This window comes from Gemmatimonadaceae bacterium (genome assembly GCA_036003045.1).
Taxonomy (GTDB): domain Bacteria; phylum Gemmatimonadota; class Gemmatimonadetes; order Gemmatimonadales; family Gemmatimonadaceae; genus JAQBQB01.
Map to the genome: position 1 here is coordinate 164,907 of DASYSS010000104.1, position 17,287 is coordinate 182,193.

Here is a 17,287-nt window from a genome sequence, read left to right on the forward strand (position 1 = left end):
ATGCTAAGAAGGTTGAGACACGCGCGGACAATCGCCAGTTCCTTTGCCCGTGCAACTACATTTTCCCTACATGCGCGCCCGATATCTCACGGCGGACGTCTTCACCGGACGCCGCTTTGGCGGTAACCAGCTCGCGGTCTTTCCCGACGCCCGAGACATCGATCCGGGTCTCCTGCAAAAGATCGCCCGGGAGTTCAACTACTCCGAAACGACGTTCGTGCTCCCGCCCGACGACCCGAGCCATACGGCCAAGGTGCGCATCTTCACCCCGGGCGGCGAGTTGCAGTTTGCCGGCCATCCCACCGTCGGCACGGCCCACGTGCTCGCCGCGACCGGCGTTATTCCGTTGAAGGGACCCGAGACGCGGATCGTTTTCGAGGAGGGTGTAGGCCCCGTTCCCGTCACTATACGTGCGACGAACGGCCAGCCGGAGTTTGCACAGCTCTCCGCGGCCAAGTTGCCCGAGGTCGGGCCGCCCCCCCCATCCAGAGAAACACTCGCCGAAATGCTGTCGTTGGTCCCGGCGGACCTCCTCGACGGCGCCACGCCTCCCGAGTCGGTCTCATGCGGTACGCCGTTTCTGTTCGTTCCGCTGCGAGACCGGAGCGCGGTGGGTAGGGCTCGAATCCGCGGCGATCGGTGGGAAGCCGCGCTTTCCGGCTACGTGACCAACATGGTATTCCTGTTCGCCATGGATCCGGAGCACCCCGATCATCACGTTCGGGCGCGGATGTACGCTCCGGGCATCGGCGTACCCGAGGACCCCGCCACAGGAAGCGCCTGCGTCGCACTCGGCGGGTATCTTGCGGCGCGAGATCCCAGAACCGACGGCACGCTGCGCTGGGTCGTCGAGCAGGGGTTCGAGATGGGCCGGCCGAGCATTCTCGAGGTCGAGGTCGACAAGAAGGCCGGACGCACGACGGCGGCGCGCGTCGGCGGAGAAACGGTGCTCGTCTGCGACGGAGTGATGGAGTTGTGACGATCGAGTCGAAGGGTGACCTCGCGGGGATGCGAGCGGTGGGTCGGCTGGTCGGCCGAGCCCTGTTGGAGATGAAGAACGCGGTTCGCCCCGGCATGACGACGGCTCAACTCGACGACGTCGGTGCGGCATTTCTGCGGAAGCACGGCGCGCGGTCGGCGCCCCAGCTGACGTACGACTTCCCCGGCTTCAACTGCATCAGCGTGAACGACGAGATCGTGCACGGAGTGCCGGGCCAACGACGCATCCAGGCTGGCGACGTGGTGAAGATCGACGTCACGGCCGAGCTCGATGGGCTGATCGCCGATTCCGCGATCACCGTGTTGGTTCCACCGATGTCGCCGCGCGGACTGAGTCTGGTTCGATGCGCGCGTTCGGCGTTCGACCGCGCGCTGTTACGCGCCACGGCGCGGTTGCGCATCGCCGAACTCGGTCGAACGGTCGAGAACGAAGTGAACCGCTGGGGACACTCGGTCGTGCGCGACATGACCGGGCACGGCGTGGGTCGCGCGCTGCACGAAGAGCCGGCCGTTCCGAACTTCTACAGCCCGTTCATCCCCGGCCGGCTGGAGGAAGGAATGGTGATCGCTCTCGAGCCCATCATCAGCGAGCGTCCGACCGCGCTGGTCGAGAACGACGATGGGTGGACGATTCGCACCGCGAACGGCTGCCTCGCCGCGCACCACGAACACACGATCGTGATCAGGGAACGCGGCGCCGAAGTTTTGACGCTCGCCGCGTAGACTCGCTCAGGCCTGAAGCCGCTCGTCCATCTCGTCGAGGCTCTTCGGCCAGTCTTGCCCGAGTAGCCGAGACAGCGCGCGGTCCGCGAGGAGCTTGCCCTCGGTTTGGCAGGTCGCGCAGTAGTTGGTCTCGTTGTCGGCGTACCGGATGCGCTGAACCGGTGAGCCGCAGACGGGGCACGGCTGTCGATATTTGCCGTGCACGGCCATCTCCGGACGAAACGCCGTCACCTTTTCGGGAAACTCGCCGCGTGCATCGGTCCGCAAACGGTCGGTCCATTCGCGGAGCGTCGCGACGGTCGCCGCGAAGAGGACGGCGACCTCGTCGTCGGTCAGCCGGCTCGTGAGCTTGACTGGCGACATGCGCGCGCGATGGAGAATCTCGTCTGAATAGGCGTTGCCGATGCCGCTGAACAGGCGCGGATCGGTGAGCGACCGCTTGAGGGTGTGGTTCTCGGATCGCAGACGCGCCGCGAATTGTTCTGGCGTCGCGTCGAGAACCTCGAGCCCGCCGCGATCGATCGTCGCAATCGCGTCACGGCCGTGCACGAGCGACAGCGACGCGCGTCGCTTCGAGCCCGCCTCGGTGAGCGTGAGCCATCCGTTCGGAAATCCGAACGCGGCGAGGTCGCTCTTCTTCAGTCCTTTTTTTCCAGCCGGGATCCAGTGAAGGCGGCCGGCGATCATCAGGTGAAGGACGATGAACAGCTCGTCGTCGAACCCGAGCACGATGCGCTTGCCCAGCCGGTCGACGGTGCGCACCGGTTTCCCGATGAAGGCGTCGAGCTTCGGCTCGACGGTCCGCAGCAGAAAAGGGGTCTGGATGAGGACCGTTTCCAGCGGCTTATCGACGACCCGCGCGCGGATCGCCTCGATGTAGACCGTGATGTCCGGCAGCTCGGGCATGTCAGGAAATCTGTCCGCGAAGGCGGCCCGCCGCCGGAGCCAACCGTTTTTCCTGCCTCGGTGTCTTACCCACTGACGGCTCCCTGAACGACTCAGGGGAGCGACAAGCCATCGACCCGGGGACCCGTGGCCAACAACGACCTCGAGCTGCTCCAAGGCACGCTCGACCTGCTGATCCTCAAGACGCTGACGTGGGGAGCCCGGCACGGCTACGCGATCGCGTCGTGGATCCGGGATACCACCCAACAGCGGCTCCAGATCGAGGACGGCGCGCTCTACACGGCGCTCCACCGCATGGAAAAACGCGGCTGGATCGAGGCCGAGTGGGGGGTTTCGGACAACAACCGCAAGGCGAAGTACTACCAGCTGACGTCGAAAGGACGCCGGCAACTCCGCGCGAAGACGGCCGTGTGGACCGAGTACGCCGCGGCGGTCTTCCAAGTCCTCAAGACGGACTGACGCCGATGATTCGCCGATTTCCCGGCTTGAGACGGCTGCTGCACATCGAGCGCGGACGCGCGACGGTGGATCGCGCCGTCGACGACGAGCTGCGCTTTCACTTCGACATGACGATGAGGGAGCTCATGGCAGGCGGAATGAACCCCGAGGAGGCGCGCCGCGAGACGCAACGGCGCTTCGGCGACGTGCAACGCACGCGCGAGCGCCTGACGACCATCGACCGCTCGCGCGTCGGACAGGAACAGCGCGCCGAGTGGTGGAGCGCGTTCGCGCAGGACCTTCGGTACGCGCTGCGCGGGCTTCGCCTCAAACCGTGGTTCGCCGTCGCCGTGATCTTGACGCTCGGGCTGGGCATCGGCGCGAACGCGGCGATGTTCGGTATCGTCGACCGTTTGCTTTTCCGACCGCCGCCATTCTTGGACGCGCCCGCGCGCGAATCGCGGATCTATCTCATGCGGTCCATCCGGGGGACCGAAACGTCCCAAAGCTTCACGGGCTACCGCCGTTATCTCGACCTGCGCGAAACCACGACGTCGTTCGATGCGATGACGCCGTACTACGTGAACAAGGCGGCGATCGGTACCGGCGAAGCGACTTTGGAAATGAATGTCGCGATAAGCGGTTCGGATCTGTGGAAGATGTTCGCGATCAAGCCGGCGATCGGCAGGTTCTTCACTGCCGAGGAGGATGTTCCGCCGGCGGGCACCCGAGTCGCCGTGCTTTCCTACTCGTACTGGCAAACGGAGTTCGGCGGCCGGAAAGAGGCGCTCGGCACGTTGATGGACATCGGTCCGGCGAAGTACACGATCGTCGGCGTCGCGCCTGACGGGTTCAATGGATTCGAGCTCGACCCCGTCGTCGCGTTCATCCCCATCTCCGCCGAGAACGCCGCGGTGGGACGCGGCGGTCCGGAGAATCCGTGGTACAGCACGTACAACATGACGTGGTTCGAGGTTTTCGCGCGCCGGAGACCCGGAGTGACCGAAGCCGCCGCCACTACGGATCTCACGAACGCGTACCGCCAGAGCTATCGGAAACAGACCGAGGCGAACCCGAAGAACCAACCGTACGCGCTCACCAAGCCGCACGCGATGGTGGGACCCGTGTTGCGAGACCGCGGACCCAACGAGCGAAGCGACGCGAAAGTCGCGAGCTGGCTGATCGGCGTCGCGGGAATGGTGCTACTCATCGCCTGCGCCAACGTCGCGAATCTTCTGCTCGCCCGCGCGCTCAAACGTCGCCGCGAGATCGCGGTGCGCATCGCGCTCGGTGTCAGCCGCGGACGACTCTTGATGCAACTGCTCACCGAGAGTTTGCTGTTGGCGATTCTCGGCGGCGGCTTGGGAATCGCGATCGCGCAGTGGGGTGGTATCGCGATGAGGCGGCTGTTGCTTGGGCAGGACGATTCGGGGCCCTCGGCATTCGCCGACTCTCGGCTTCTTCTCTTCGCCATCGCCCTTGCACTCATGGCGGGAATCCTGACCGGCCTCGTGCCCGCCTTTCAAACCGGCAGGGGAGACGTCGCTTCCGCGCTCAAGGCCGGTTCGAGAGAGGGCGTCGTGCATCGATCACGTCTCCGTGTTGGGCTGTTGATCGTGCAAGCGGCGCTCTCCGTCATGCTGCTGATCGGTGCCGGCCTTTTTCTGCGCAGCCTCTCGAACGTCGAGAACGTGCACATGGGGTACGACGCCGACCGGCTGCTGTACGTCGGCATGAACGCGCGCGGCGTGAAGCGCGACTCGCTGCAGAACAGCGCGCTGCGCCGCGCACTGCTCGCCAAGGCGCAATCGCTCCCCGGCGTCGAGCACGCGACGTTGGCGCTCACCGTTCCCTTCCGCTCATCGTGGGACTTTTCCATCTACGTGGCCGGCATCGATTCGACCCAGCGACTGGGCAGCTTCACGTTGCAGGCGGGCTCGCAGGATTTCTTCGCGACGATGGGGACGCGCATTCTGCGCGGCCGCTCGTTCAACTCGACCGACGGCGAGCACGCGCCGCTCGTGATGGTCGCGAGCGAGTCGATGGTGAAAGCGCTCTGGCCGAACCAAGACGCGATCGGCAAGTGCGTGCGCATCAACGCGGACACGGCGCCCTGCACCACCGTAGTCGGAATCGCCGAAGACGTCCGGCGGCAGAGCATGGCGGAAACGCAGATGCACTACTACATGCCCGCCGACCAGTTCAACCCGAACATCGGGGGACTCTTCGTTCGTACGCGCGGACTCGCGGCTGACAAGGGTGAGGAGGTCCGGCGCGCGCTTCAGTCGCTCATGGACGGCGGCTCGTACGTGACCGTGACACCGATGACGACCATCATCGCCAGCCAGATTCGCTCGTGGAAGCTCGGCGCGCTGATGTTCTCCGTGTTCGGCGCGCTGGCCCTCGTGCTCGCGGCGATCGGTCTCTACAGCGTGATCGCGTACAACGTCACGCAGCGCACCCACGAGATGGGTGTGCGTGTCGCGCTCGGCGCGCAGCCGCGCGACGTGATCCGTTTGATCGTCAACGAGGGGCTTCGCATCGTACTGCCCGGGGTCGCCCTCGGAGCGGTGCTGGCCCTGGTCGCCGGAAGGTGGATCGCTCCGCTGCTGTTCCAGGTTTCGCCGAAGGATCCGCCGGTGCTCGTCGGCGTGGTGACGATTCTCGTCGCGGTGGCGACGGTCGCGAGCTGGCTACCGGCGCGACGCGCGGCTCGCGTCGATCCGAACGAAGCGTTGAGAGCGGACTAGTCCGAGCCCGCTCTCGACGCTTGAATTGCTAACGGCGCGCTTCCCAACCCTTCTTGGCGGCGCGGCTGCGTTCGGTCGTCGACGCGTTCGAGCTGGCGCTGCGGCCGCCCTTGCGCGACGGCTCGTGATTCTCGGCCTTGCCGCGGCCCGAGCCCGACTTCTTGCCGCCGGCGGTTTCGGCATTCACGGTCGCCCACGCGCGACGCGCGGATTCCTTCGACGACACGCCGCGTCCCTCGTAGCCGCGCTCGATGTGCGAGGCCTGGCGCTTCTGCTTGTTCGTGTACGAGCTCTTGTCGCCTCGTGGCATCCTATCCTCCTGAAATTCCGTCCGAGATTTTTTGGCGATCGGTGATCGAGGGTCCTGCACTCGCACGCGTCGTGCCGCCCGTGCCACAGCACGGCGATCATCCTCGGCCATTGACGATGCACGGCGCAGTACGGAGGTTCATCGGGCCTCATCAACGTGAAACGGAGAGCAGTCGATGTTGTTTTTGATCTTCGCCGCCGCTCTGCTGCAGGGCACGACGCCCGCCATCGATTCCGCCGGCGCCCGCAACCCGACCTTTTCGCGCGACGGCCGTCTCGCCGTGAGCGTGGACGGCGACATCTGGATCGTGTCGAAGTCGGGCGCGTGGACGCGCGTGACGTCGGGCCCGGCGTGGGACCGCGAGCCCGCTTGGACGCCGGACGGCGCGGCGATCGTGTTCTCGTCCGATCGATCCGGGAAGTTCGATCTCTGGCGCGTCGCGGTGCACTCCGAACCGGGCGCCGAGACCGCGCCGGAGCGCGTGACGTCGTCGATGCTTCCCGACGGGGAGCCGACCGTGCTGCGCGACGGTCGCATCGTGTTCGTTCGCGGGCGGCTGGGCGCGGCTCGACTCTGGGTGCGCTCCACCGGCGGCGCCGAGTCCCGCCTCACGAAAGATTCAGCCATCGAAGAGTGGCCTGCCGCGTCGCCGGATGGCGCCCGCATCGCTTACGTCTCCATCGGCGCCGCGTCGCGAAAGCTTCATGTGTTCACGGTGGACAACGGGCAGGACAGCACGGTGCTGACCGACCCGAGAATCGAACATCCGACGTGGTCGCCTGCCGGCGACCGGCTCGCCTGGACGGCGGCCGGCCCGCGCGGCGCCGTGTACGTGTCACCGCTCGACGGGCGCTACGTGAACGTCGCGAGCGCTCGGCACGCCGAGTCGGCGTGGAATCCGGACGGAAAGACGGTCACGCTCGTCGATCTCCCACCGGCGGAGCCAATCGCGCCGGTCGGGTACAACGGCGATCCGGATCGAACGGGCGATCGCCACGCAAACCTGCTCGCGTCGGTCGGAGGACGGATGTGGACGATCGCCGCGCCCGTCTCGCCGGATCTTCAATTGGCGGAGCAGCAAGGATCGCCGGCGTTGGACCGCGCGATCCACAACGCCGATGCGTTCGATCAGCTCTGGGATCGCACGGCCGCGCTGTATTACTCGAAGCCAGACGCCGCTCCGCGGCGCGCTCAATGGGAATCACTGAAGACGAAGTACCGTCCGCGCGCCGTCGCGGCCAAGACGGACGACGAGCTCGCGTCGGTGCTCCACGACATGCTTCGCGAGCACCCGCCGTACAAGCAGTCAGCCACCGGACGCGCCGCGGTGTCGAGTGCGCATCCCGTGGCGACGGCGGCCGGTCTCGAGATGTTGGCGAAGGGAGGCAACGTCGTCGACGCCGCGGTCGCGGTCTCGTTCGCGCTCGGCGTCGTCGAGCCTGACGCGAGCGGCCCGGGCGGATACGGACAGATGCTGGTGTTCACGCAAGGACTCGAGCGCCCGCAACTGATCGAGTTCATGTCGCGCGTGCCCGAGGACGCGGGCCTCACCAACACGTCGTTGCTCACGAATGGGCGGTTGCCGGACGGCGGGCCCGTGTTGGCGAACGTGCCGGGGACCGTGGCCGCGATGCATCTCGCCTGGCAGAAGTTCGGCAGCAAGAAGATTCCGTGGGCAGACCTGCTTCAGCCGGCGATCCGCGCCGCGCGCGACGGCTACGTCGTGAGCGAAGGGCTCGCGACGACGCTCGCCACCGAGCGCGAGCAATTTCTCAAATACGACGGCAGCAAGGCGCTGTTCTTCCGCGACGGCGAGCCGCTGCACGCCGGCGACACGCTCAAGAATCCCGACCTCGCCTGGACGCTCGAGCAGATCGCGAAAGGCGGGGCGGATGCGTTCTATCGAGGAGAAGTAGCGGCGAAAATAATCGCCGATCTGCGCGCGCACGGGAATGTCATGAAAGCGAGCGACCTCGCCCGCTACTTCGCGGCCGAGCGCGAGCCGGTGGCCAGCACATACCGCGGATATACGCTCTTCTCGAGCGCGCCTCCGGTCGCCGGCGGTGCCGACCTCGCGGCGAAGTTGAATTCGCTGGAGGTGTTCGGCTCGCTGCAACCGTATCCGGACGACGCGACCTCGCTTCACGCGATGATCGCGGCGTGGCAACTGGTCCCGTCGACGAGGAACCGCATCGCCGATCCGGGACTCTGGTCTACCGACATCGAGCCGTTCACGAACAAGGATACGGCACGCGCTCGGTGGCGCTGCTTCGACCGCGACAAGGCGATCAGCCTCGCGACGCTGCGCGGCGACACACTGCGCTGCGGCGAGGGCGTGAAGACGGCGAGCGTCGAGCTGGCGCGTCCGCCGGAATGCATCGCCCACGGCTACGACGCCAACCAGGCGGCGTCGTGCCGCTCGGCCGGAACGACCGCGTTCGTCGTCGCCGACGGCGCGGGAAACGTCGTCGCGACGACCCAGACGCTCGGCACCTGGGGCGGGAATTTCTATGTGTCGCCGGGATTGGGATTCATCTACAACGACAAGCTGGCGTCGTACGGAACCGAGCCAGGCGCTTACGGCTCGCGCGTGCCGTTCGCGCGACACGGCAGCACGATCGCGCCGACGATCGTGTTCGAGGGGACCGGACGATCGCGACACGCCGTCATGGCCGTCGGCGCGGCTGGCAATGCATGGATCACGTCCGCCGTCTACGAAACGCTGATCGGCATGATGGACGAGCATCTGGGCCCGCAGGCCGCGCTCGAGCTGCCGCGATTCCTCGTCGGTGGCGGCGGGGGAGGCGGAGGGCGCGGGGGCGGCAGAGGCGGAGCGCCCGCGCCAACGCCCGCGGGCGCGACGATTCAGCTCGAGGACGGCTTCTCACCGCAAGTGATGAAGCGACTCGTCGAGCTCGGATATCGAACGCAGCTCGTTTCGCTACCTGGCGAGCTGCGCGAAGGCTACGGTGCCGCGCTGCGCATCGAGGGGGGCCGTGTGACTGCCGGTGCGGATCCTCGCCGCGCGGGCGCCGCGGGCGCGATTCCTTAAGAGAACTCGAAGGGGACGCTAGCGGGGCGGAGGCGGAGGGTTCTTCGAACCGCGGCGCGGCATCCCTGTCGCCGGCGTCTTCGGCATCGTTGCGCCGGGCGCCATTCCGGGCATCGTCGCTCCGCCCTGCGTCGCCGCTTGTGTGGAATCGGGAATGGTCGGCGCGTCGGACAGGTGCTCCTGCACCACGTACCACCGCGACCCACGTTTCTCGAACGCGGCCGTCCACGCGCCGGCGATCACGTGCGGCTGATTCTGCGGCGTGAAATGAGGAATGTGGTATGTCGCGGTCATGATCGCCGCGTTGGGCGCGAGAACGTCCACGACCATCTTGTCCCAGACCCACTGCGGCTGTCGCATGTTGACGCCGACGTTGTCCCAGAACGCCTTGATGCCCATCGCGAGCGTGTCGCGCGACGTGGTCATGTGACCGGCCGAAGCCGACACGATGGGGCCGGCCGGCGGATAGAGGCTCAGCATCCGTTCGACGACATTCGGCTGCGATAAGTCGGATGCCGCCTTGACCTGCCGAGCCAGCGAGTCGGCAATGGAGCGCCGGTCATCGGCCGAAAGAGTCTGAGGGCCGCAGGCGGCGAGCGAAACCGCGAGCCACGCGGCAGCGGAGATTCGGAGCGATCTGGTTGGCATGTGGTGGTGTACCCGGATACGTCCGCGTTGTCTCTTTGCCCGATGACACCAATCCGACGAAAGACACGGTCGCCGAAGGCGCTGGCGAACATATCGGTGCCCGGCGATAGGGGACAGCAGGGCGACCGGTGTCCTCTCTCCCGGACGCGCGCGTCCAGTGGGAGGGACGGCGCACGGAACCAAAGTTTCTGTAATCCCGGTTTACAGGTGGCGCGGCATGTGCCATTGTCACGAATCGGCTAGCGCGCGTTTGACGCGCGAAGTCGTCCCGCCCTGGGGGGCAACGATGCGGAAACTCGTGTCTTTTGCGCTCGGATCGACAGCGATCGTGGCGCTCGCGTGCGGCAAATCAAAGTCGAACGCGACCGCGCTCAACGACGACCTGAAGCGCGACCTGCAGCTGGCAACGCAGTCGCAGGCGATTCAGATCAGCCCGGACGAAATCTCGCCGCGGAGCCATCAGGAGATGGCGCTCAAGCCCAAAAAGGCTCCCGACGGACCGCGGACGATCCGGAGCGAACATCCCACGCGTAAAGCGTCGGTCACGCCGGTCGAGCAGGCTGACGTGAAGGCCGAGTTGCCACCGGCTCAGGTGATGGCGTCGACGGCAACCACGCCCACGCCCGCATCGACGCCGTCGCCGGATGCGCCGCCCCTCGCTCGGCCGTCGCCCCTGCCAGCTCCGACCTATCCGTCGACTGCGCCCATTCCCGAGAACGGTGGAAACGGCGTTGGCGCGGTTCTGGGTGGAATCTTCGGCGCGGTGATTCGTGGCGGTATCGTCGGCGACGACGACCATTGCGATCCGCGGCCTCGGCCGCGCGGTGGCCGCCCGGTCGGTTCACCAGCACTTCCGCCGGGTGCTCTTCCGCCCGGAATAGGCAGACGCGGGTGGTAAGAACTTAAAAGAGTGGACGAAGGGGCCCCGACAGGGGCCCTTTTCATTTTCGGTAAGGTCACGAAAAGGATTGTCGCCTCGAACGCTCAGTTCTGCGTTCTTCCTTTAAAGGGTTGCGTCCGCCGAGGGTGTCTTTCTATCGACCCCGTTTCGATGCTACCGTAGTCCCATGCGGTGTTTCACGCGCCGCGACCGTTTGGCCGCGGCAACGATGCTCGCGCTCGTGCCCGCGATTGGTTTCGCGCAAGGTGATTCCACGCGCGCGACGATGCATGGCCGCGTCATCGACGCTCGCACGACGCGCCCGCTTCCGTCCGTCGTCGTGATCATGACCGCCGGCAGCGACACCATTGGACGCGCGCAGACGGACACGGGCGGAGCGTTTGTGGTCTCGGCACGTACCGCTCCGCGACCCGTCCTTCATTTCGTGCTCGCCGGCTACCGAACCGACTCGCTCGCTACAGACGCGACCGTGGGAGCGAGTCCTCTGCGCGTGGCGATGACGTCGACGTCGTCCGGCACCGTCGCGACGCTCGGACCGACGAAAGTCGTCGCGTCGAACGGGACCACCGACTTCGATCGCCGGGCCGCGAGGCACGTCGGCGGAGTGTTCATCACCGAAGCGGACATCGCGAAGCGCCAGCCCGTTCGCACGTCGGATCTGTTCAAGACCATTCTCGGCGTCTCGGTGCGAGACAGCGGGGGCGTGCTGCAGCTCGTGTCCAACCGAGGGCTCCGCGCATCGCTGTCGGGCACGGCCACGACTCCCGGAACAGGCGGCCGAGGCGTGGCGAACGTCAAGGGCGCGCCTCCAGTAGGGCGCGGCGTTCCCTCGCAGTTCGTCTTCGACGACTCGTCGCGCGGCCCGGCGGTCGATGGACGGAAGTGCGTGCTCCGCGTCGGCCTCGACGGCCAATTGATGGATCCGTCGTTCTCGGTGGACGAAGTTCCGGTGGGATCGATCCGCGGCATCGAAGCGTACGTCGGCACCGCGACCATACCGATCGAGTTCTCGAGCGTGCAACCCGACGCGCCGTGCGGAATCGTGATGATCTGGACGCGCACTCAAGGCCCTCGTGCGCCCTGACCGAGTTGCGCGTCGCCTGATCGCCGCGAGCCTCGCGCTCGCCGGCGCGACACGCGTCCACGCGCAGCGGCTGACCGGCACGGTCACCGATCAAGGCGCGCATGTTCCCGGCGCGGTCGTGATGCTCGTCGGCGCCGACGGCGCGATCGCCGGACGCACGGTCTCGAAAGAAGACGGCAGCTACAGCGTGAGCGCGGCACGCGAGGGCAGCTACATGGTTCGCGTGCTCCGCATCGGATTTCGTCCGACGGTCGCGGGACCAGTCGACCTGCGCGCCGCGACGCCGGCGCGCCGCGACCTGCCTCTGTCGGGACGTGTCCAGGTGCTGCCGTCGGTTCAGGTGGTGGATCGCGGGAAGTGCCAAGTCCACCCGGACACCAGCGGGATTGCGTTTCGACTCTGGGACGAGGCGCGCACGGCGCTCATCGCCACCGTACTCACCGAGTCCGAGCCGCTGGGCGTTCGCCTGACGCACGACGAGCGCACGTTCGACCCAAGCGGCGGCAAGGTGCTCGTGGATTCCGCGTCGACCGCGGACGGAGCGTCGCGCCGGCCGATCGTGACCCTCGCGCCCGACGAGCTGGCGCGATCCGGCTACGCCTCGAACGACGAGCACGGCGGCACGACCTACTGGGGACCCGACGCAAACGTGCTGCTCTCCGAATCCTTCGCCGCGCTGCACTGCATCCGGCCTGAGCTTCCGCCGGCCGACACCGGAGCGTTCGCCGGCGTGCTCGGCGTCGCGTTCGAGCCGTCGGTGAAAGGGGGGGGCGGACACGTGGACGTTCGCGGTGTGCTGTGGATCGATCGACAGAGCGCGGAGCTGCGATCGCTCGATTACACCTACGTGAATGTCACGTCGGTGGTCGAGCGGGCTCACGCGGGCGGACATGTCGAGTTCTTGCGGCTTCCCGACGGGAGCTGGACGATCAGCCGCTGGTGGATTCGATCGCCGATCGTCGAGACGACGATTTTTCGCGAGCCCTCGACCGTACCCGGCGCGCCGCCCGGACAGCGGACGAGTCAGCGCTTGATCGGAATTCACGAATCGCGGGGCGACATCCTCGAGTTGCGCCGCGGCGGCGCCGTGTGGTGGGAACGCGGCCGCGTCAGCGTCGCCGTCCGCGTCACCGATTCGGCCGGCGCCGCCGTTCGCGCGATGGTCTCCCTGAACGACACCGCGCGGAGCTTCGCGACCGCCGAGGACGGCGTCGTTCGGTTCGACCGCGTGCTTCCCGGTCCGGCGCGTCTCATCGTGCACGTCCCGGCGCTGGATTCGCTCGACGCACCTGGCACATTGGCCGGCATCACCATCCCCGATCATCCCTTCGATCCGATCGGCGTGCGGGTGCCGAGCGCGCAGGAAGCGTTCGCGGCGCGGTGCGGCAACGAGGCGCTCGAGTGGAACGAGGGCGCCGTGCGGGGGCGAGTCGCGCTCCAGGATGCCGCTGGCGCGAGCGTCGAGGTTTCGTGGGACATGCCGTACGCGAGATTGGGCGGCGGTCCCCCGGTCGTCGTACACGAGGCGCGCAGCGTGGCAGCCGACGCGCGCGGCGGCTACTTCGTCTGTGGCGTGCCGCGAGGCCTCGCGCTCACGGTTCGCGTTTCGGGAGGGACCGGCGCCGCGCGGGGAGTGGCTTCCGACCAGCCGCGAATCCGCCAGGCCAGGGTGCCGGCCGGCGGATACGTTGTGGTCGTCGACTTCGATCGCTGAAACGGCGCAGCCGCATTCGAACCATTCGCTTTGGCACAATGTCGAACGGAGACGCCCCTTCAGCCGGGGCTCTTCTGGCGCGCGCGTGTTCCCACCCTGTTCCTCTCCGAGGTTTCGATGGACGCTCTGCTTCGCGACATCGGCTACAGCTTCCGGCGACTGCGAAAAAGCCCGGTCTTCACCGCCATCGTGCTCGTCACGCTGGCCCTCGGCATCGGCGCGAACACGGCGATCTTCAGCGTGGTCAACACGGTTCTCTTGCGCGCCCTGCCCTACCGCGACCCCGGCGCGCTCGTGTCGATCGAGCATTTCTATCCGTCGCTCAACAGCATGGAAGCGCCGATCTCGGCGGCGGGTTTTCGCGACTATCGTGACAAGACCAGCAGCTTCGAGTCGGTCGCCGTCGAGGCGAACTTCGGCGCGAATCTGACCGGTGCCGGCGGGGACGCCGAACGTGTGCCGGGCGAGCGCGTTTCCGGCGACTGGTTCCACGTCCTCGGCGTGGCGCCGCAGGCGGGACGAGTGATCCAACGCGCCGACGACGAACCGGGACACGAGCACGTCGTCGTCATCACCGATGGACTGTGGACGCGCCTCTTCGCAAGAAAGCCGTCGACGGTGGGCTCGTCGATCGAATTGAACGGCGAGTCGTATCGGATCATCGGCGTCATGCCGCCGGGTTTCCGGGGATTCTTCTCGCGAACCGCCGATCTATACGTTCCGCTCGCCCTGGCTCCGGCCGCATTCAACAACGGCTATACGAACGAGTATCTCAACTCCGTCGCGCGTCTCAAGGCCGGGGTGCCGCCCGATCGCGCCCAGGCGGAGATGAAGCTGTTCGCGGAGAATCTCAAGAAGGCGAACCCGAACAACTTCTCGCCGACGTGGACGCTCAAGGTCCGCACGCTCGACGATCTCACGACTGGCCGGATTCGTCCCGCCCTGCTGGTGCTTCTCGGCGCGGTGGGCTTCGTGCTGTTGATCGCGTGCGCGAACGTCGCCAACCTGCTCCTCGCGCGCGCCGCGATTCGCATCAAGGAGATCGCGATTCGCGCCGCGTTGGGCGCCGACCGCGCGTCGCTGGTACGGCAGCTCCTGACGGAAAGCGTGATGCTCGCGCTCGGCGGCGGCGTCCTGGGGCTCGGGCTCGCACGCTGGAGCGTCGCGTCGCTGGTCGCGCTGAATCCGAATCTGCCGCGCGCCGGCGAAGTCGGCGTGGACTGGCACGTAATGGTGTTCACGCTCGGGTTGTCGGTCGCCACGGGTTTGCTGTTCGGTCTCGCGCCGGCGTTGCAGACGTCGCACACGAACCTTCAGGAAACGCTCAAAGACGGCAGCCGCAGCGGCGCGGCGGATTTCGCCGGCCGAAACCTGCGGCGCGGGCTCGTGATCGCCGAAGTGGCGCTGTCACTCACGCTGCTCGCCGGCGCCGGCTTGCTCATCAAGAGCGTGGCGCGCCTGCAGGGCGTCGATCCCGGATTCGATCCGCACAACGTGCTCGTGTTCAACCTCAATCTTCCGCGCGTGAAGTACAACACGGACACGGCGCAGATTCTCTTTCAGCAGCAGTTGCAGCCCAAGCTCAACGCGATCGCCGGCGTAAAGGCCGCGGGCGTCACGTCGGTGATTCCGTTCGGCGGCGGTTGGTCGACGGCGAGCTTCACGATCGAAGGGCTGATCGTGCCGCCTGGCCAGAACGGGCCGTGGGGCGACATCCGCATCGTGTCTCCGCGCTTTTTCGAAGCGATGCGGATTCCGCTCAAGAAGGGTCGCTACTTCGACGACAACGACCGACAGGGCGGCCCGCAGGTGGCGATCATCGACGAGCAGTTCGTGAAGAAGTACTTCCCGCACGCCGACCCGATCGGCAAGCGCATCACGTTCGGCGCGCGACGCGGCTCGACCGATTCGACGTGGATCACGATCGTCGGCGTCGTCGGCCATGCGGCGCATGAAGGTCTCGATGCCGAGCCGCGCATTCAGTATTACTTCCCCACGACTCAATCCGGCATCGGGAACATGACGGTCGCAGTGCGGACGACGGGCAATCCCACCGCGCTCCTGTCGGCCGCGCGCGAAGCGGTCCACTCCATCGACCGCAACTTGCCTCTGGCCGCCGTGAACACGATGGACAGGCTCGTCGAGACGTCGGTCGGCCAGCGCAAACTGTCGATGATGCTGTTGGGACTCTTCTCGCTCATCGCCGTTGTTCTGGCATCGATCGGCATCTACGGCGTGATGAGCTACTCCGTGACGCAACGGTCGCGCGAGCTCGGCATTCGCATGGCGCTCGGTGCCGCGCGGTCGCGCGTACTCGGACTGGTGGTCGGCCAGGGCATGGCACTGGCGGGTATCGGCGTGGCGATCGGTCTCGTGGCGGCGTTCGCGCTCACACGGTTCCTCTCCAACCAGCTCTTCTCGGTTGGCGCGACCGATCCGGTGACCTTCACGATCGTCTCGGTTCTGTTGGTCGCCGTGGCGTTCCTGGCGACGCTGGTTCCGGCGATGCGCGCCACGCGGGTCGACCCCGTCGTGGCGTTGCGCGAGGAATAGCGCGCGGCTGCCGGTTGCGGGATGACGTCCGCGACGACAACGTCCGGCCGTCTCCCTCGACCTTCATGACCACACGACGCGACTTCCTCCGAACCGCCAGCAGCGCCGCGGCAGTCCTCGCCGGCGCTCCCGCGATCCACCTTCGCTCGCGCGCCGACGCCGACATCATCGTGCGCGGTGGAACCGTGTTCGATGGAACCGGATCGGCCGGGCGACAAGCGGACGTCGTGATCGCGGCCGGAAAGATCACCGGGGTCACGCGTCGCTCGTCCGACCGCGGATCGGTCGAGATCGACGCGCGCGGCCGCGCCGTCGCGCCGGGATTCATCGACATCCATTCGCACGGTGACGGCTCCCTGTGGGAGGATCCGCGCTCGGAGTCGCTCGTCCGCCAGGGAATCACGACGATCGTCGTCGGGCAAGATGGTTCGTCGCGGGCACCTCGCGTCGCGCGCGGCGGCCAAGGCGACGACTCGCGGAATCAGTTCGATTCCTTCCGAGAACTGTGGAGCGCGTTGGCGCGCGTGCAACCTTCGGTGAACGTCGCGTCGATGGTCGGGCTGGGGACGATTCGCGACGTCGTCGTGGGCGGCGACAATCGTCCGGCGACCGCGGCCGAGCTGGCGCGAATGGAGCAGCTCGTCCGCTCGGCGATGGCGGACGGCGCATGCGGCGTGTCGACGGGGCTCGAGTACACGCCGGGCGCGTTCGCGCCGCGTGAAGAGCTGATCGCGCTCTGCAAACCGCTCGCGGGAACAGGGCTCCCGTACGCGACGCACATGCGCAACGAAGATGACCACGTGCTCGAGGCGATCGACGAGGCGATCGCCGTCGCACGCGGCGCGAACTGTGCGCTCCAGATCTCGCACCTCAAGACACAGGGCCCGCGCAACTGGGGAAAGCTCGACGACGCGTTCGCGCGTGTGGCGGCCGCGCGCGCGGCGGGATGCGACGCCGCGTTCGACCGCTATCCGTACATCGCCTATCAGACGGGGCTCACCAATCTCTTTCCCGTCTGGAGCCGAGACGGAAGCAACGACGCGTTCCTGGCTCGCCTCGGCGACTCCGCGACAGCGGATCGGATTCGAGCAGAGACGCTCGCCAAGGTCGAGCTGATCGGCGGGTGGGGGAACGTGATGATCGCCAACGTCTCGAACCTCGCCGATCGCGCGGTCGAAGGGCAGCGGCTCGACGCATACGCGGCGGCAC

The 17,287-nt window shown here is 67.0% G+C and carries 13 protein-coding genes; 10 read left to right on the plus strand and 3 right to left on the minus strand.

Annotation, left to right across the window (positions count from 1 at the left end; all coding sequences use genetic code 11):
- Positions 1–70: 70 nt before the first annotated feature.
- Together VGQ44_23265 and map are read left to right on the plus strand one after the other, a co-directional pair.
- Positions 71–979 (plus strand): PhzF family phenazine biosynthesis protein, encoded by a 909-nt coding sequence (locus VGQ44_23265; GenBank protein HEV8449762.1) that lies wholly within the window; start codon positions 71–73, stop codon positions 977–979.
- Positions 976–1,722, plus strand: coding sequence for a type I methionyl aminopeptidase (map, locus tag VGQ44_23270; GenBank protein ID HEV8449763.1), 747 nt, complete (start codon positions 976–978; stop codon positions 1,720–1,722). The genes VGQ44_23265 and map overlap by 4 nt, the downstream gene beginning before the upstream one ends.
- A gap of 6 nt (positions 1,723–1,728) precedes the next feature.
- Here map and VGQ44_23275 read toward each other — a convergent pair whose 3' ends face one another.
- Positions 1,729–2,628, minus strand: coding sequence for a DNA-formamidopyrimidine glycosylase family protein (locus VGQ44_23275; protein ID HEV8449764.1), 900 nt, complete (start codon positions 2,626–2,628; stop codon positions 1,729–1,731).
- Between the two features lie 126 nt (positions 2,629–2,754).
- Here VGQ44_23275 and VGQ44_23280 point away from each other — a divergent pair, with 126 nt between their 5' ends.
- Both VGQ44_23280 and VGQ44_23285 read left to right on the plus strand, forming a co-directional pair.
- Positions 2,755–3,087, plus strand: a complete 333-nt coding sequence (locus VGQ44_23280) for a PadR family transcriptional regulator (protein ID HEV8449765.1) — start codon at positions 2,755–2,757, stop codon at positions 3,085–3,087.
- A 5-nt stretch (positions 3,088–3,092) separates the two neighbouring features.
- Positions 3,093–5,816, plus strand: a complete 2,724-nt coding sequence (locus VGQ44_23285; GenBank protein ID HEV8449766.1) for an ABC transporter permease — start codon at positions 3,093–3,095, stop codon at positions 5,814–5,816.
- A gap of 28 nt (positions 5,817–5,844) precedes the next feature.
- Here VGQ44_23285 and VGQ44_23290 read toward each other — a convergent pair whose 3' ends face one another.
- The gene (locus tag VGQ44_23290; GenBank protein ID HEV8449767.1) at positions 5,845–6,126 is read right to left on the minus strand and encodes a hypothetical protein; all 282 of its coding nucleotides are present in this window, start codon (positions 6,124–6,126) and stop codon (positions 5,845–5,847) included.
- A gap of 175 nt (positions 6,127–6,301) precedes the next feature.
- Between VGQ44_23290 and VGQ44_23295 the strand changes: the two genes are divergently transcribed.
- The gene (locus VGQ44_23295; protein HEV8449768.1) at positions 6,302–9,178 is read left to right on the plus strand and encodes a gamma-glutamyltransferase; all 2,877 of its coding nucleotides are present in this window, start codon (positions 6,302–6,304) and stop codon (positions 9,176–9,178) included.
- Between the two features lie 18 nt (positions 9,179–9,196).
- Here VGQ44_23295 and VGQ44_23300 read toward each other — a convergent pair whose 3' ends face one another.
- A complete protein-coding gene (locus tag VGQ44_23300; GenBank protein HEV8449769.1) occupies positions 9,197–9,826 on the minus strand; it encodes a hypothetical protein in 630 nt (209 codons plus the stop codon).
- 286 nt (positions 9,827–10,112) lie between these two features.
- On the opposite strand from VGQ44_23300, the gene VGQ44_23305 reads away from it, so the two are divergent.
- From VGQ44_23305 to VGQ44_23325, 5 genes are all read left to right on the plus strand, one after another.
- On the plus strand, positions 10,113–10,724 hold the full coding sequence (locus VGQ44_23305) for a hypothetical protein (GenBank protein ID HEV8449770.1): 612 nt from the start codon (positions 10,113–10,115) through the stop codon (positions 10,722–10,724).
- A 169-nt stretch (positions 10,725–10,893) separates the two neighbouring features.
- Positions 10,894–11,811, plus strand: a complete 918-nt coding sequence (locus VGQ44_23310) for a hypothetical protein (GenBank protein HEV8449771.1) — start codon at positions 10,894–10,896, stop codon at positions 11,809–11,811.
- Entirely contained in the window at positions 11,801–13,525 is a 1,725-nt protein-coding gene (locus VGQ44_23315) for a carboxypeptidase-like regulatory domain-containing protein (GenBank protein ID HEV8449772.1), read from the plus strand. The genes VGQ44_23310 and VGQ44_23315 overlap by 11 nt, the downstream gene beginning before the upstream one ends.
- A gap of 117 nt (positions 13,526–13,642) precedes the next feature.
- Positions 13,643–16,078, plus strand: coding sequence for an ABC transporter permease (locus VGQ44_23320; protein HEV8449773.1), 2,436 nt, complete (start codon positions 13,643–13,645; stop codon positions 16,076–16,078).
- A 65-nt stretch (positions 16,079–16,143) separates the two neighbouring features.
- Positions 16,144–17,287: amidohydrolase family protein (locus VGQ44_23325; protein ID HEV8449774.1), on the plus strand; the 1,144-nt coding region annotated here is incomplete at its 3' end.

Bases quoted from the DNA above. Each gene is read 5' to 3' on its own strand.
- VGQ44_23265 (HEV8449762.1), top strand. From the start codon at position 71: ATGCGCGCCCGATATCTCACGGCGGACGTCTTCACCGGACGCCGCTTT.
- VGQ44_23275 (HEV8449764.1), bottom strand. From the start codon at position 2,628: ATGCCCGAGCTGCCGGACATCACGGTCTACATCGAGGCGATCCGCGCG.
- VGQ44_23285 (HEV8449766.1), top strand. From the start codon at position 3,093: ATGATTCGCCGATTTCCCGGCTTGAGACGGCTGCTGCACATCGAGCGC.
- VGQ44_23290 (HEV8449767.1), bottom strand. From the start codon at position 6,126: ATGCCACGAGGCGACAAGAGCTCGTACACGAACAAGCAGAAGCGCCAG.
- VGQ44_23295 (HEV8449768.1), top strand. From the start codon at position 6,302: ATGTTGTTTTTGATCTTCGCCGCCGCTCTGCTGCAGGGCACGACGCCC.
- VGQ44_23300 (HEV8449769.1), bottom strand. From the start codon at position 9,826: ATGCCAACCAGATCGCTCCGAATCTCCGCTGCCGCGTGGCTCGCGGTT.
- VGQ44_23305 (HEV8449770.1), top strand. From the start codon at position 10,113: ATGCGGAAACTCGTGTCTTTTGCGCTCGGATCGACAGCGATCGTGGCG.
- VGQ44_23310 (HEV8449771.1), top strand. From the start codon at position 10,894: ATGCGGTGTTTCACGCGCCGCGACCGTTTGGCCGCGGCAACGATGCTC.
- VGQ44_23320 (HEV8449773.1), top strand. From the start codon at position 13,643: ATGGACGCTCTGCTTCGCGACATCGGCTACAGCTTCCGGCGACTGCGA.